At 49.4% G+C, this 13,422-nt stretch carries 17 protein-coding genes and 3 tRNA genes; 10 read left to right on the forward strand and 10 right to left on the reverse strand.

Features of this window, described 5'->3' with window-relative positions; genetic code table 11:
• Positions 1-7 precede the first annotated feature (7 nt).
• The 3 genes from QW772_01825 to QW772_01835 all read right to left on the reverse strand — a co-directional run bounded on the left by QW772_01825 (position 8) and on the right by QW772_01835 (position 1,714).
• Positions 8-82: transfer RNA gene (locus QW772_01825), tRNA-Arg, on the reverse strand.
• Between the two features lie 137 nt (positions 83-219).
• Positions 220-642 carry a 6-carboxytetrahydropterin synthase gene (locus QW772_01830; GenBank protein MEM0037655.1) on the reverse strand — a complete coding sequence of 141 codons (423 nt, stop codon included), beginning with the start codon at positions 640-642 and terminating at the stop codon, positions 220-222.
• Complete coding sequence (locus QW772_01835; GenBank protein MEM0037656.1) at positions 617-1,714, reverse strand: winged helix-turn-helix transcriptional regulator; 1,098 nt, start codon at positions 1,712-1,714, stop codon at positions 617-619. The genes QW772_01830 and QW772_01835 overlap by 26 nt, the downstream gene beginning before the upstream one ends.
• Positions 1,715-1,858: 144 nt before the next feature.
• On the opposite strand from QW772_01835, the gene QW772_01840 reads away from it, so the two are divergent.
• Positions 1,859-2,023 carry a hypothetical protein gene (locus QW772_01840; GenBank protein ID MEM0037657.1) on the forward strand — a complete coding sequence of 55 codons (165 nt, stop codon included), beginning with the start codon at positions 1,859-1,861 and terminating at the stop codon, positions 2,021-2,023.
• 4 nt (positions 2,024-2,027) lie between these two features.
• Here the strand turns inward: QW772_01840 and QW772_01845 are convergent, their stop codons facing one another.
• The 4 genes from QW772_01845 to QW772_01860 all read right to left on the reverse strand — a co-directional run bounded on the left by QW772_01845 (position 2,028) and on the right by QW772_01860 (position 4,392).
• Complete coding sequence (locus QW772_01845) at positions 2,028-2,249, reverse strand: hypothetical protein (protein ID MEM0037658.1); 222 nt, start codon at positions 2,247-2,249, stop codon at positions 2,028-2,030.
• Between the two features lie 127 nt (positions 2,250-2,376).
• A complete protein-coding gene (locus QW772_01850) occupies positions 2,377-2,871 on the reverse strand; it encodes an Lrp/AsnC family transcriptional regulator (protein MEM0037659.1) in 495 nt (164 codons plus the stop codon).
• Positions 2,868-4,091: an asparagine synthetase A gene (locus QW772_01855; GenBank protein ID MEM0037660.1), complete on the reverse strand. Its 1,224-nt coding sequence runs from the start codon at positions 4,089-4,091 to the stop codon at positions 2,868-2,870. The genes QW772_01850 and QW772_01855 overlap by 4 nt, the downstream gene beginning before the upstream one ends.
• Before the next feature lie 227 nt (positions 4,092-4,318).
• A tRNA-Thr gene (locus tag QW772_01860) sits at positions 4,319-4,392 on the reverse strand.
• A 210-nt stretch (positions 4,393-4,602) separates the two neighbouring features.
• On the opposite strand from QW772_01860, the gene QW772_01865 reads away from it, so the two are divergent.
• Positions 4,603-4,959 (forward strand): GNAT family N-acetyltransferase, encoded by a 357-nt coding sequence (locus QW772_01865; GenBank protein ID MEM0037661.1) that lies wholly within the window; start codon positions 4,603-4,605, stop codon positions 4,957-4,959.
• Between the two features lie 6 nt (positions 4,960-4,965).
• Here the strand turns inward: QW772_01865 and QW772_01870 are convergent, their stop codons facing one another.
• Positions 4,966-6,237 (reverse strand): tRNA (N(6)-L-threonylcarbamoyladenosine(37)-C(2))-methylthiotransferase, encoded by a 1,272-nt coding sequence (locus tag QW772_01870; protein ID MEM0037662.1) that lies wholly within the window; start codon positions 6,235-6,237, stop codon positions 4,966-4,968.
• A gap of 79 nt (positions 6,238-6,316) precedes the next feature.
• Here QW772_01870 and QW772_01875 point away from each other — a divergent pair, with 79 nt between their 5' ends.
• The 6 genes from QW772_01875 to QW772_01900 all read left to right on the forward strand — a co-directional run bounded on the left by QW772_01875 (position 6,317) and on the right by QW772_01900 (position 9,965).
• A complete protein-coding gene (locus tag QW772_01875) occupies positions 6,317-6,736 on the forward strand; it encodes a translation initiation factor IF-2 subunit beta (GenBank protein MEM0037663.1) in 420 nt (139 codons plus the stop codon).
• A 7-nt stretch (positions 6,737-6,743) separates the two neighbouring features.
• Positions 6,744-7,067, forward strand: a complete 324-nt coding sequence (locus tag QW772_01880) for a DUF424 family protein (GenBank protein MEM0037664.1) — start codon at positions 6,744-6,746, stop codon at positions 7,065-7,067.
• Positions 7,068-7,087: 20 nt separating this feature from the next.
• Positions 7,088-8,101, forward strand: coding sequence for an NMD3-related protein (locus QW772_01885; protein MEM0037665.1), 1,014 nt, complete (start codon positions 7,088-7,090; stop codon positions 8,099-8,101).
• An 8-nt stretch (positions 8,102-8,109) separates the two neighbouring features.
• Positions 8,110-8,436, forward strand: coding sequence for a translation initiation factor aIF-1A (locus QW772_01890; protein ID MEM0037666.1), 327 nt, complete (start codon positions 8,110-8,112; stop codon positions 8,434-8,436).
• Between the two features lie 95 nt (positions 8,437-8,531).
• Positions 8,532-9,263, forward strand: a complete 732-nt coding sequence (locus QW772_01895; protein MEM0037667.1) for a serine protein kinase RIO — start codon at positions 8,532-8,534, stop codon at positions 9,261-9,263.
• Positions 9,264-9,365: 102 nt separating this feature from the next.
• Positions 9,366-9,965, forward strand: coding sequence for a KH domain-containing protein (locus QW772_01900; GenBank protein ID MEM0037668.1), 600 nt, complete (start codon positions 9,366-9,368; stop codon positions 9,963-9,965).
• Between the two features lie 109 nt (positions 9,966-10,074).
• Here QW772_01900 and QW772_01905 read toward each other — a convergent pair.
• Positions 10,075-10,204: transfer RNA gene (locus tag QW772_01905), tRNA-Trp, on the reverse strand.
• A gap of 64 nt (positions 10,205-10,268) precedes the next feature.
• Between QW772_01905 and QW772_01910 the strand changes: the two genes are divergently transcribed.
• Positions 10,269-10,433: a hypothetical protein gene (locus tag QW772_01910; GenBank protein MEM0037669.1), complete on the forward strand. Its 165-nt coding sequence runs from the start codon at positions 10,269-10,271 to the stop codon at positions 10,431-10,433.
• 101 nt (positions 10,434-10,534) lie between these two features.
• Here the strand turns inward: QW772_01910 and QW772_01915 are convergent, their stop codons facing one another.
• Positions 10,535-12,253, reverse strand: coding sequence for a threonyl-tRNA synthetase editing domain-containing protein (locus tag QW772_01915; GenBank protein ID MEM0037670.1), 1,719 nt, complete (start codon positions 12,251-12,253; stop codon positions 10,535-10,537).
• A 193-nt stretch (positions 12,254-12,446) separates the two neighbouring features.
• Between QW772_01915 and radA the strand changes: the two genes are divergently transcribed.
• On the forward strand, positions 12,447-13,418 hold the full coding sequence (gene radA, locus QW772_01920; GenBank protein ID MEM0037671.1) for a DNA repair and recombination protein RadA: 972 nt from the start codon (positions 12,447-12,449) through the stop codon (positions 13,416-13,418).
• Positions 13,419-13,422 lie beyond the last annotated feature (4 nt).

Genomic DNA, 13,422 nt, shown 5'->3' on the forward strand with positions numbered 1-13,422 from the left:
AAACTGACGGGCCCGCCGGGATTTGAACCCGGGACCTCCGGCTTAGAAGGCCGGCGCTCTATCCTAGCTGAGCTACGGGCCCCTACATGTGATATGCTTAGTGATTATAAATGTTTTCCTGAGGAGGTTAATTTCACGCATTAACTAAGTTGACCCCACGTCATGAACCACGATTTCCCTATAAGTGATGTTGCTAGAGAGTGTCGATGAGCGAATGCCTTAGCACTTGGTAACTGCTTTGTTCCCAACTCCTTCCTCAATTATCACCATTATTCTCTGCCCTTCATCCCTGTAGATCTGCCTTAACTCACTACATATGTGGCTTCCTATGCATTCTGCCGTTACCGACATGCACTCGAAGGTCCTTTCCTTGATTTTGAAAGGCGCGTTGAACAATATCTTGCCTGCGTGCCTGCTGGGAACCAGTAGTGAGTAGTTGAGGGGCTCTATCAAACCTCTCACGATATTTCTTAGCTCGATGAAATCCGCAACCCATAGGGGTCCTGAGCGTCCTTCAACACATACCTCCACTTTAAATGTGTGTCCGTGGAGGAGTGGCTCCCCACTTACTGGAGTGTAGTGGGCCGCGTCGAATGTGAAGTCGGAAACACAATCTTTAATTACCTTTCCCTCCAAACCCACCGAAGATCCTCCTCAACTCATCAACGTTCCAAGACATCTTGGGGACATACTCCTCCCAGCGCTTATAAGGCAACGTAAACCTCTTGCCGAACTCGATGTTGGCAAGCCACATCGCATCCCTAGAGACCTCAAAACCGTACTCCCTGCCAATAGATTCAAAGAGTTCAGCGACGTGTCTGACCATTGAGAATGGGACTATGAACTGCGCCAAGCTGGATCCATCGCTCACGTTATAGACGCAGGAAACAACTACGGGATGGGTGACTAGGGCCTCACACAAACTCACGACATCCTTCGAGCTTCTGGACTTAATGCGCATAACGAGGGCTGTTCCTAGAGCCGCCGGATATATGGGGAGGCACATCAATCTAATGCCCTTAACTAAGTAGGGCATGTGATTCGCGGCATGCCTTCTGAGTTTACCTAGTGAGACTCCTAAAGCCCTAGCTATTTCGGACTGCTTAGCGAATGGATTCTTCTCCAGCTCTTTAATTATCCCCAAGTCCACGGCGTCAAAGACTATCTTGCTAAGCCGGTCATCCGAGTTTCTCGCCTCAACACTCTGCTTGACCATGAAGTCCCTTACCGTCATCTCCAGCCTCTTGAATGATTCTCTGCTAAATCCCTTCTCAGGCGAGAAAACCGTGTCGATGCCGTATCTAGTAAATGAGGTTCTGTTCCTCAGCCTCTCATGGAACTCCATAATAACGGCACCCTCAAGAAGCTTTGAGGGTATGGACACGTCCCCCGCGTCCTTCGGAATGTAGAGGGAGTAGAAGTACTTGTCCGGGAATACGTAAGCAGTCGCTCTGATGAACTTCATGAATTTAGCCGAGGGTTCCGTGAGCAGGTTCTTGTCCGTCACGATTATCATCAGTTTAAGGCCCAGAGCACGCAGTGAGTACTCGGTGGAGAACCATAGGTACTCTATCTTCAGCAGATTGTTAATTCTCATTAACACTGACCTGAGGTCCTCGTTGAGGATACTGGCTAGCTCCTTAGCTATCTGGAACTTGCCAACAGCTCTAACCCTGTAGAGGGCTTCCAGGAATTCTGGCTCTATCAGCTTCATGGTCGACGCCACTACATCTTAGCCGCTCATAGAAATACTTATCTTCTCCTACTTTATAAAGCCTCAAGTACATCACCCACATTTGTATATTTGACAGTAAACTTAATGCCTTTGTTAAGAATAATTTACTTGGTGAGTACGTAAATGAAACCCGAGACTACCGTTAAGTTGGTTGAAGTGCTTGAGTCACTGAACAGGAACAGGAAACTACTTTACGCAGCTGTGATCCTGGCTACAGTCCTAGTGAAGGGCAAGTTCAGCGTAGGTATACTCGGCGACGAGAACCCGCGTGATTGGTCTCTACTATAGGTTTTTAGTTTCTAATCCTGTCCATTAGAATGTCTGGTACCTCTTCGTTCTGATAGATCTTGACTAGGAGTTTCCTTATTTTATCTTCTGTTATGCCGTTGCTTGACTCCAATATTAGAGCGCTCAAGCTCTTGCCGTAGACCTTCATTGACATGAAGTTCAGCGTTGGGAGCAGTCCTGGGGTTATCCTCTTCAACTCATTCAGGTTTATTTTATGTCCTGCCATCTCACCTCTCCAATAACATGTGGGTTTCAATAACTAAGTAAGTTACTGCACATGTGTGCGTGGATTCATTGACAGTAAAGTTTATAAAGGGGTGGTATGTTTGATAATTTTGTATAATTATATAGCTCTATGATCTATTGTCCGGAACCTTTCTCAATACCATGAACGTCTCCGTAGACTCTATCTCCTCTATCGATGGGAGGTACTTGAGCAGATACCTTGACAACTCCTCCCAATTCCTGACCCACACCCTAAGGATTATGTCGTAAGCACCGGTCACTATCACCGCCTCCTCTATGTACGGTAGCTCACTCCTACTTCTGGATTCACTGACCAGTTTCTTCGCTAGCTCAAGTTGGTCAAGCCTGCCCGTCAGACCCTTCCTCACTTTAATAGCTACATACGTGTAGTAGCTGTACCCCAGCGCCTCAGGTCTTACTCTGACGGTGTATGACTGTATCACCCCGGATGCCTCAAGCCTTCTTATCCTCTGAACCACTGTTGTCCTAGGTCTGCCAAGTCTTTTAGCTATCTCACTAGACTTGAGTCTTGAGTTGCTTCTCAGTAAATCTATTATTTGTAGATCTAGGTTGTCCACTTTCAGTTCTTCTTTCCCCCTCAAGGTGTGCCCACGACTCCGGGAGGTTTAGGGAACGGAGCCGCCTCCCATACATATCTCAGCTTAAGCAGATATCTTGTATACCTCTCGACGCCAAGTCCGAACCCAGCTGAGGGGGTTATGCCAGTCCTTACTGCTTCAAGAAACCATGAATACTTGCTAATGTCTTCACCTAAATCCTTGAGTCTCCTTAAGATGTGGTCATATCTATATTCCCGCTCGCCACCGTCTATCAATTCCCCGAACCCCCCTGGTAATATTAAGTTGAAGTCCCTGTTATATCCTGCCTCACTATCGTCCGGCATGTAGTAGAAGCCCCTGCATGATGACGGAAACTTTATGAGCCAGAAGGGCTTGTTCATCTCCATACTCAGCGCCTCCTCAGCGTCCTGAGGTAGCTCTCTATCCTCCTTAACCCCGAATCCGAGGCTCCTAACCCTTTCCAGCGCCTCCCTGAATGTGAGCTTCTCGTATGGCGGTTTAAAACACCTTAACCCAGGGTTGAACTCCTCGATCAGGTCCCTAGCTCTCTCGACGACCTCCTCGCAAGACTCATAAACCAGCCTCTCGCCGAGATTCATCACTTCATACATCGACGCTCCAGCCCACTCTAGATCTAACTGCGTGAATTCTATCAGATGTCTCCCAGTCATCACGTTCTCCGGTGGCTCCTCCCTCACATTCCTTGCCACGAAGTACATCCTCCCTAAAGCAGTGGCAGCGATCTGCTTATACATTATAGTGCTTGAGGACAGCTCATATCGTGTACCGTAAACATATGTGGAGACCTTCCTAGCACCCCTCAACCCTGGATCGCTGGCCACACTTAAAACCGGCGGGAGTAACTCGACAAACTCCTCGGAATCCAAGATATTCCTGAGGCTCTTGAGCAGTATGTGTTGCAATCTAATGACTTTCGAATACTTAGGCATCCTCATCCATAGGTAGGAATACTTCGAAAACACATCAGGTCTCGAGGGATCTATTGCCGAGTAGTTAGGCGGGACCTCACTCATGTTGAGAACCCCTATAGCCCTGCCCCTAGACTCATTGTGCAACGAAACCTTGAGGAAAACATCCCTACCAGACCTGACAGCACTTAACACACTATCACCGCAGAGATGTCTGCTCAACTCAACATCAATCAGCCTGCCTCCGATATCAACACGCACCAAACACTCATCAACAATTCCTACAACTCTCCCGGCAACAGCCCCGCGCACACTCCCACCGCTGTAGATCGGATGGTCTCGAGCTAATTTAAATAGATAAATCGTAATATCTATACTACTTAGATAAATAAAGTTATTACAACATAATCTAAAGGCATATCTAGATCAAAAATACATAATTATTGGGAAAAAGAATCTTATTGACAACTATATCTATACATTTGTATAAAGAGTGTGCTTCGCATGTGGTATGGTTTAATCCGCACATAACTTAATGAAGCCGCCGCCGGGAATTGAACCCGGGACCTCTGCCTTACCAGGGCAGCGCTCCACCAGGCTGAGCTACGGCGGCGCTTAAGCCCATATTATATTGTTTACAGTCAGAAGTATTTAAGTTTCAAATTTCGGCAGGGCTTCCAGCGACGCCTGCAACTGAAAAACATTGTCCTTCGAGGATGGAGCTGGCCTACTCCCTGCCCTGAAGGGTGGAGCCCGTTTTTGTTGCTGGCTGATGCGTTCTAAACCTAAATTCTGTTTAAACTAGAGAATTTGGGTGTAGTGAGTGGAGGATGTCCATGTTGAGAGGAGGGGGAGTGTTTTCATCATTAGATTTGAGGACGGCTCTAAGGCATGGCTCTCCTTCAGGGAGGATGGTGGGAAGATGTACTTGCTGGAGACCTACACGCCTGAGAAATATAGGGGGAGGGGGTATGCTGCTAGGCTGGTCGAGGCCGCGGTGAGGGATGCTGAAGTAAGGAACCTCAGGATAGTGCCTATATGCAGTTACTCGATTCACTACTTTCTGAGGAACAGGGATGCTAGGAAGGTTCTCGCTGACGAGTACAGAGTGATGAGCGATGAGGAACTGAGGAGCTACTACAACCGTAGAATTAGCGAAGAGCGGAGAGGTAAAGCATAGCCGGCGTCATACCCAGTAACCCCTCAGATCGTAGAATGTGGAGTTGGTGATTTTCACATAACCGCTGACCCCTACTGTGTTGAGGTCGCTAATTACCACCGGCTTGTAGTTGATTGTTCTACCTACCGGCGAGCCCCTGAAGGACCTGCCAGTAACCATGACCCATGCCTTCGAACCAACGTATGCTGAGTTAACGGTCTTACCTATGCTCTCGACAATTCTATTCACCTCAATACTTCTGGACTTCTTGACGGAATCCGAGACCTGCCTCATCGAGGCCGCTTTCGTCCGTGGACGTATTGTGTACTGGGCCACATGAACTTTATCAGGCATCAACTCCTCAAGTGCTTTCAGAGTGTCTTCGAAGTCTTCATTGTCTTCGCCCGGATGTCCGACTATCACGTCCGTGGCTATTTGAACCTCCGGTATCTTCCTCCTTATCTCAAGGATCAGCGACCTGTACTGATCGTATGTGTACCTCCGGTTCATTAGCTTCAGGACTTTATCACTACCTGATTGAAGGGGTATGTGAACGTACTTGAACACGTTCGGATGTTTTAGCACGTCGATGAAGTCGTCGAGTATTGGCATCAGGTTATCTGGGTTTGCCATGCCTACCCTTAACATGTAGTTCCCTTTAACCTCTTCAGTGATCATCCGCACTAAGTCATGTAGTCTAATGTCGCCAAGGTCGATTCCGTATGCAGCAGTGTCCTGGGCCGTGAGGTCCAGCTCGAAGACGCCCTTGCGCACTGCCTCCTTGGCAACCCTAACCACTAACTCAGGTCTGTAGGATCTTAGCCTCCGCCGAGCTATCTTGGTTATGCAGAAGGAGCAATTACCAAGGCATCCTTCAGCTATCGGTATGGAGGTTACGGATCCTTCTACTAAGGGCGCTAACCACGTAGTGTCCCTTTCCCCGCTTAGCAGGACAATTCGCCCGTCGTTTTCAACGGCTTCATGTATTCTGATGACGTTCTGCGGGGATATCAGGGATGCCTCTGGAACCACTTTAGATATCGTGTACGGCTGCGCCGCTACCATGCATCCAGCTACAATTAGTTTGATCCCGTTCCCCACCTGCGTTTTAAGCCTACTGAGCCTCTTAACAATTCTTTGCTCAGTATCCAGTCTTACAGTGCAGGTGTTCACGATCACTACGTCCGCCTCATCCATCGAATCCACTATCTCATGCCCCTTACCGATTAACACCTGCTTCATGAGCGCTGTGTCAGCGTTGTTTAACGCACATCCATACGTCTCTATGTAGACCTTCATCTCGTATATCTAGCCTCAACAACACGATTTAGCTACTCAACTTAAAAGTTTTGATGTGGTCTATTAGGGGGTGTGGCGGTTGAGTGGGTTGCCACCGTATGAACAGCTGTTGGAGGAGCTCTACAGTAAGTTGCCCGAGAGGAGAGCATTGACCGTTAGTCTAGACATACCGCCGCTCGAGATAGTCCACGTTGGACTTCAGACTCAAGTTAAGAACTTCAAGACAGTGTGTGAGGTAATATTAAGGGAGCCTAAAGTATGTGCTAGATACCTCCTGAAGGAGCTGGCGGCTAGAGGGACTATAGATGACTCAGGGGTTTTCACGATATACTCTAGAGTTTCCTCGCAGACTCTGAACGCTTTATTCAGGAGGTTCCTTGAGTCCTACGTGATGTGTAAGACATGCGGGTCCTACCAGACAGAGCTCAGGAAGCAAGGTAAGGTGTGGATAATTAGATGTTTAGCCTGCGGCGCTGAAGCCCCTGTCAAGCCTGTATGAGGTGGGCTTGCTGGACGAGATCCTGGTATATGTGAGGATACATAAAACCGAGGGGATCTCGCAGGACTTTAAGGAAGTTGTGACGGTGTGTGATAAGGAGTTACTCGGCAAAACCCTCAAGGAAGGGGATGTTTCACTGGTCGTGAACGAAGAGTTCTTTGGCGGGTTCCTAGCAACCATAGATGAAGCCATGCATTACGTCAGGAACGCGCAGGTAGCGGTCCTCGTCGGCACGGTCTCCGTTAGTAGAGCCATTAATGAGGGTTTAGTGCATCCGGATGCGGTGCTCAGGATTAATGAGACCCCCTACGCGCAGGTAATGAAGTTATGAGTACATCAAGAAGGTTCTGCTTGAGATGCGGAAGATCAGAGACCCCTGACGGGCCGTTGGTGGAGGGTCTCTGCCTAGACTGCTTTCTTAGAGAGAGGCACTTAGTCAGACTCCCAAGTAAAGTGACTTTAGTGAGATGCACTGTCTGCGGGTCACTCTACATTAAGGGTTCCTGGACCCCGTTTCACGGAGGGGTTACGGAGGCCCTACAATACTACCTGAGGGAGGCGGTCCTTAAGAAGGACGTCGTAAACCCGAATCTTTCAGGAATAGATATTGATGTTTTAGGGATTTACGGAGGCCATGCCGAGCTGCTCATCAGAGCCTCGCTTAAAGGACGGCTTGTGGAGCAGAAGCTCGCTACCACGTACGAGGTCGTCGGAAGGCTGTGCCCGAGATGTCTAAACAGTAAGGTCAGGAACTATGAGGCAGTCCTTCAGATACGATTCACAGGAGACCCGCCACGTGATTTAGTTAGGAGAATCGCTAGGATATTGGGGGAGAGTAGAAGCATCAGCGAGAGCGTAACTGACTACGAGGAACTTCACGAGGGCGTTGATGTGAAGTTCAGCAACGTCTCCGTCGCCAGGCATGCTGCAACATATCTGCAGAACCTCCTCGGCGGTTACGTGACGGAGTCTTGGAAACTCCACGGTGTTGTTAAAGGCAGGAGGTACAGTAAGGTGTCGATAGTTTTGAGAATACCGCTTTTCTCAGCTGGGGATTTAATAGATCTGAGGGGCTCTTTGGTGGAGGTCCTTGAAGTAAGGAGGGATAAGGTAGTGGTTCATGCATTGCGTGAGGGTAGGGTGATGAACTTGAGCCTTAGATCCCTCATTAAGGAGGGTTTCAGAGTCCTGGACACAGCCGATTATTCAGTTACTAAGTGCTTTATAGCCGATATACACGGCAACGAGGCTGTAGCAGAGTGTGAGGACGGCGATTTAGTCAGGTCGGTCATCACGAAGCCTCTCAAGGTTGGGGACGCGGTGTTGGCCTTAACTTATAAAGACGTTAAGTACCTCAAATATTAGGTGATGTATTGGGAAAGAAGAAAATTGGGGAGGTCTCCGAGACCCCTTACCCCAACCCTGAGGAGGGAACTGTAGTTTGCGTAGTTACCGAACCTATGGGCGGAAACTACATGAAAGCCGTATGCATGGATGGGAAGGAACGTAAGCTAAGAATACCTGGTAAACTCAGGCACAAGGTATGGATAAATGTGAAGGACGTTGTTCTAGTGGGGAAGTGGGAGTTCGATGAGAGCAGAGGTGATGTGCTGTACAAATACAGCCGGGATGAGAGGAAAAAGCTCATTGAAGGAGGTTTTCTAGAACCCTCACTGATTGAGAGCGCTGGTGAACTCTGATATCGGACAGGGGGTCTGAGGACTCGGTCGTTGATGCTACCCTCAGGTTTAGAGATAAGGAACGTAAGTTAATAGATGAGGATCTCTTCGAGACTGTGGAGGAGGTCTTTGACAGAGCGACTGTTCAGGCAGTCCTTAAGTTGATGAGGAGAGGCACCATATCTGCCCTTAAGGGCGTGGTCAGCGCTGGCAAGGAATCCAGAGTCTACTGGGGGACGAATTCTAGAGGGAGTGATCTCGCCATCAAGATCTATCTAACATCCTCCGCTGAGTTCAGGAGGGGCATGATCAAATACATAGTTGGTGATTACAGGTTCGACAAGAATGTCCCTAAATCCACAAGAAAGCTAGTTACTCTGTGGGCTAGGAAGGAGTTCAATAATTACGTGGATCTATACAGGGCAGGCGTCTCAGTTCCTGAACCTATAGATCAACATGAGAATGTGTTGGTCATGGAGTTTATAGGTGAGGGCGGGGTCAGGGCTCCGTTGCTGAAGGAGGCGGTCCTAACCCGTGATGAGTATGAGAGAATGTTCAACTCTATAGTTGAGGACCTTCGCAAGGCGTACGTCAGGGCGAGGCTCATACACAGCGACTTAAGCGAGTATAACATAATGGTTTGGAACAGCAAGCACTACATAATAGACGTTAGTCAGGCAGTGCATGTAACCCATCCCAACGCCATGGAGTTGCTCAGAAGGGATGTAAGCAACATAGTAAGGTTCTTTGAAAAGGAGGCCGGTATTGAGGTACCCCCGCAGGAGAGCATATTGAAGTATGTGACAAGCATGTCAAGCGATGTGAGAGATCAATTCGTGGAGTTTTAAGTCCTCTTGTTTACTTAGGATTAAGGTGATGGACAATACGAGGTAACCAAACCTTACACACCGCGAAGAGACCCTCATCCCATCAACCACAGGTGATTCAAATTGGGTGACTCAAGTAGATCGACACATAGCTTGGCAAGAATCTATCTAAGAGTCAGACCCGAGAGGCTCGGCGTCCTCATAGGTGAGGAGGGCAAGTCTCTGAAGGAGTTGGAGAATAAAACTCAGACCGTAATAACTGTCGATAGCGTGAACAGCAACGTCGTCATAGAGGCCGCAACCCCGAGGACCCCCGCCGACATGTTGCTGAGGGCCTCGGACTTCATCAAAGCTGTTGATTCAGGATTCAATCCTGAGAAGGCATGGAGACTCCTCGAAGAGGACACTATCCTAGTGTTGATTAATCTTAAAGAGGTGGTCGGGGATGCACCGAACCACCTATACAGGGTCAAGGCGAGGATCATAGGCGAGGAGGGCAGGGTTAGGGCAAACATAGAGCAACTGACGGGAAGCGATATAAGCGTGTACGATGATGTAGTAGCTATCATAGGGGATTATGAGGGCGCTTACCTGGCTAGAGAGGCTGTCGAGATGATTGTCCAGGGGAGGGAGCACTCCACGGTTTACAAATACCTAAACAGGAGAGCCCGTGAGTTAAAACGTAAAAGATTAACTGAGTACTGGAGAAAAGAAGGGTTCTGAAAGCCGTCGAACCCCCTGCGCCCTAAGTTTCTAGGGTATCTGGACTCCCTGAGAGTGGGGAGGGTTACGGCTAATTTTCGTCGAGGTTAGGAGCCCGTTCTCTCTTATGTGGTGGGCCCGGGGGGACTTGAACCCCCGACCTACGGGTCTCTCACCAGGTTTTCCCTATCATCCCTTTTCGGTCTTCAGACCCGTAGAGGACTGGAGCCCGCCGCTCTGCCTAGCTGAGCTACGGGCCCACCTCCGCTCATCATTAATCAAATACTCACTAGAGCTTTTAAATGCTTCCCCACAACTACTTTGGTGGTATGGTTCTTGAGTCCCTGGAAGCTAAAGTGCAGGGAGTGCAATACGGAGTGGATACTTAATGTGAGCCATGATCTCAGCGAGTTTAACCAGTTATATCACTATTGCAGGGTATGTGGTAAGAACACTTACCACGACATCCTAGAGCTCGTGGAGATCTAGTAGGGGGGCGAGCTCCCCGCCCCTCAAGGATTGGGAGGAGGTCAACCCAATGCTGGCGAGGAAGTGTATGAGGGGAACTCACATGCCTGGGGGCGTGACCTTCACGACGTGGGGATCTGCTGGTGTTTGAGCAGATTCACGAATTCTTCAATGCTTAGTGACTTCTGGATGCCGAGGTGACGCACCCTAACGTTGACGGTGTTTGTTTCCTTTTCCCTCTCACCTACTACCACTATGTAGGGTATCCATTCCACACCAGCTTCACGAACCCTCCTCCCAAGCCCTAATTCTCTGCTGTCGACCTCTACACGCACGCCTGCATTCGCTAGCATCTCGGCCACGCTGTTTGCGTAGGCCACGGTATTGCTGTCAACGGGTATTATCCTAACTTGTACCGGCATTATAAGTGGTGGTAGGTAGGGGGTCTTACCTGAGGCTTCCAGTTTGTGCGCCCTGTCCACTAACGCGTATATGAGGACCTCAGATGGGCCGAGTAGTTCCGACGAGATGATCAGCATCTGCTTGGAGGGTTCTAGCGCATTGTTCGTTCTACTGCCCATCGATGTTCTGCTCACCAATGTGGGCACGCCTCCTGAGTCAACGTAGTGTAACTCTACAGCCAGACCACAGCGTAACTCATCCTCATCGCATTCCCTGACGATCAACACTACCTCATCGAATGAATTGCTTAGCAGCTTGCTAATTGGTCTCCACACGCCTTCTTCGAAACTCTTGATGGTCATCACCATGACCGGCACCAGGCTGTCCCTCAGCTCCAGCGATTCAAGCCTGCCTAGCAGGTGCTCGACCAGGCGCGTGACAAGTTTAATGCCTTCCTCCTTATCCCTTGCGAATATCGTCAAATGAGGCTTTCTTAGGACGCTCAGCGAGCTTCTAAAGTCGTCGGCCTTGAAGGTCTTATGCACCGTAGCTACTTCGTAAATGTAATACGGTAGGGGTCCACCGGTCATCCCTAACTCGTCGGCCAGGGCAGCATGCTTGGCGTTGATGCAATCGCTTTCACACGTCGTTGCTATATAGTTGTCGATGATGACTCTTGCTCCACGTATATTGTACTCCCTCGCAAGCTCTGTGACGATGGACCTGCTCAACCCTATTAAAGTGTCATCGACGTCGACGCCTGGCCCAACCCTATACATAAGGGTTTTCGCACCATCCTTTATCAGCCTGAAGGAGAACTTGCTTAGAAGTTCCCTAACCCTCTCCTCCATCCTCCATTCTCTGCTGACCTCCTTGGTTATGCATGCATGTCTGAAGAACATCAAATCGAGACCGCTAACGTATGTCTGACCCGAGTCTACCATGTGAAGGTTGCCTTCTTTATCTAAGATAAAGCACCTGGCGGCCGGGATTGTTGCGCCTGAGAGCTCCTCCGGTCTGTACTCCCTCGAAAGCTCTGAGAGCGGGTGACCATAGCATGCAATCGTGAACTGTTTGTACCAGCCGAAGGGTGTCCTATATACGGGAATTCCCTCGAGGACTTCACGCGTCCTTGCCTCCAGAGCCTTCAGAACCCTCAGCGCCTCCCCGGGTTTAGCCAAGTTTTTGGAGAGGTGTGCGTAGGGATATAGGACTACTGCAGAAGGTCTTAAACTAGCCGCGAGGCTTTTGAGGTCATTCGTGAACCTCACCACCAATTCATCCACAGCACTCTCATCGCCTTCCTCAACGCTCATGAAGGCAACTAAGGCGTTCTTGAGCGCTAGAGCGTTGAGCTCTGGGGGCTCCTCAGCCTCTCTGAGAGCTTTTTCAGTGATCCTCGTGCTGAATTCCTCTGCATGAATAATTAACGTTCTCACTTCCCTCCCCAAGTAATACGGGGTTCTTAAATAATATCGGTTTTAGACTGTCCCCTCGGAGTTATTTCAGGTTTGGGGATGGCGGCGAAGGGCTAACGCCAAACGAAATAAAGGCTTGTCCCTCAGTTCTTAACCACGTTGAATCCAAGCAATTTAATAGGTACTTAATAGCTTATGAATTTGGGTGAGTATCTTGGAAGAATCTAAATCGCCTAACAGGAAAATAGCCTCCTTAGAGGATCTGGAGTTAACGCCGACGGTGCTTTCCAAGCTTATTGAGTCTGGGTACAAAACACTTGAATCCATAGCTGCTGCAAATTCGGCGGAGCTCGCCAGCATTGCTGGCATACCCCTCCCGACCGCTCAGAGGATAGTTCTTAGGGCTAGGGATTTGCTAGGCCTTAAGTTTAAGACAGCTCTTGACTTGAGGATAGAGCGGGCCAAGATAGGTAGGATAACGACCGGCTCTAGGAGTTTAGACTCCCTTCTCGGCGGTGGCGTTGAGACTAAAAGCATTACGGAACTCTTCGGCGAGTACGGAACTGGCAAGACGAACATATGCCATCAACTGTCGATTAACGTTCAGCTGCCTGAGGATAGAGGCGGGTTAAGCGGGAAGGCGCTGTACATAGATACGGAAGGCACCTTCAGATGGGAGAGGGTGGAGTCCATGGCGAGGGGTGTGGGGTTGGATCCAGAAACGGCCATGAGGAATATCATATGGGCTAGGGCCATAAACAGTGATCATCAGATATCGCTGGTTGAGGAGGCGGCTAACGAGTTACTGCCCAACGAAAACATAAGGTTGCTCGTGATAGACTCTGTAATCAGTCACTTCAGAGCCGAGTATACTGGCAGAGAGTCCCTTGCTGTAAGGCAGCAGAAGCTCAACAAACACCTGCATGATCTGGCGAGAATAGCGGAGGCATTTGACATCGCCGTAGTTGTCACGAACCAGGTTATGGCGAGACCTGATCTCTACTATGGTGACCCAACGCAGGCTGTCGGAGGTCACGTGCTGGCGCATGCGCCGGGCGTCAGAGTGCAGTTAAGGAAGGGCAGAGGTAACAAAAGAATTGCGAGGGTGGTCGACGCACCGCATCTACCTGAGGGCGAAGCAGTCTTCATAATTGCTGAGGAAGGCATTAGGGACGCTGAGGAATAGCCAG

Origin of the sequence: Zestosphaera sp. (genome assembly GCA_038727705.1) — an archaeon.
Lineage (GTDB): Archaea > Thermoproteota > Thermoprotei_A > Sulfolobales > NBVN01 > Zestomicrobium.

Coding starts and splice junctions, on each gene's coding strand:
- QW772_01835 (MEM0037656.1), bottom strand. CDS start 1,714: ATGAAGCTGATAGAGCCAGAATTCCTGGAAGCCCTCTACAGGGTTAGA.
- QW772_01840 (MEM0037657.1), top strand. CDS start 1,859: ATGAAACCCGAGACTACCGTTAAGTTGGTTGAAGTGCTTGAGTCACTG.
- QW772_01845 (MEM0037658.1), bottom strand. CDS start 2,249: ATGGCAGGACATAAAATAAACCTGAATGAGTTGAAGAGGATAACCCCA.
- QW772_01870 (MEM0037662.1), bottom strand. CDS start 6,237: ATGAAGGTCTACATAGAGACGTATGGATGTGCGTTAAACAACGCTGAC.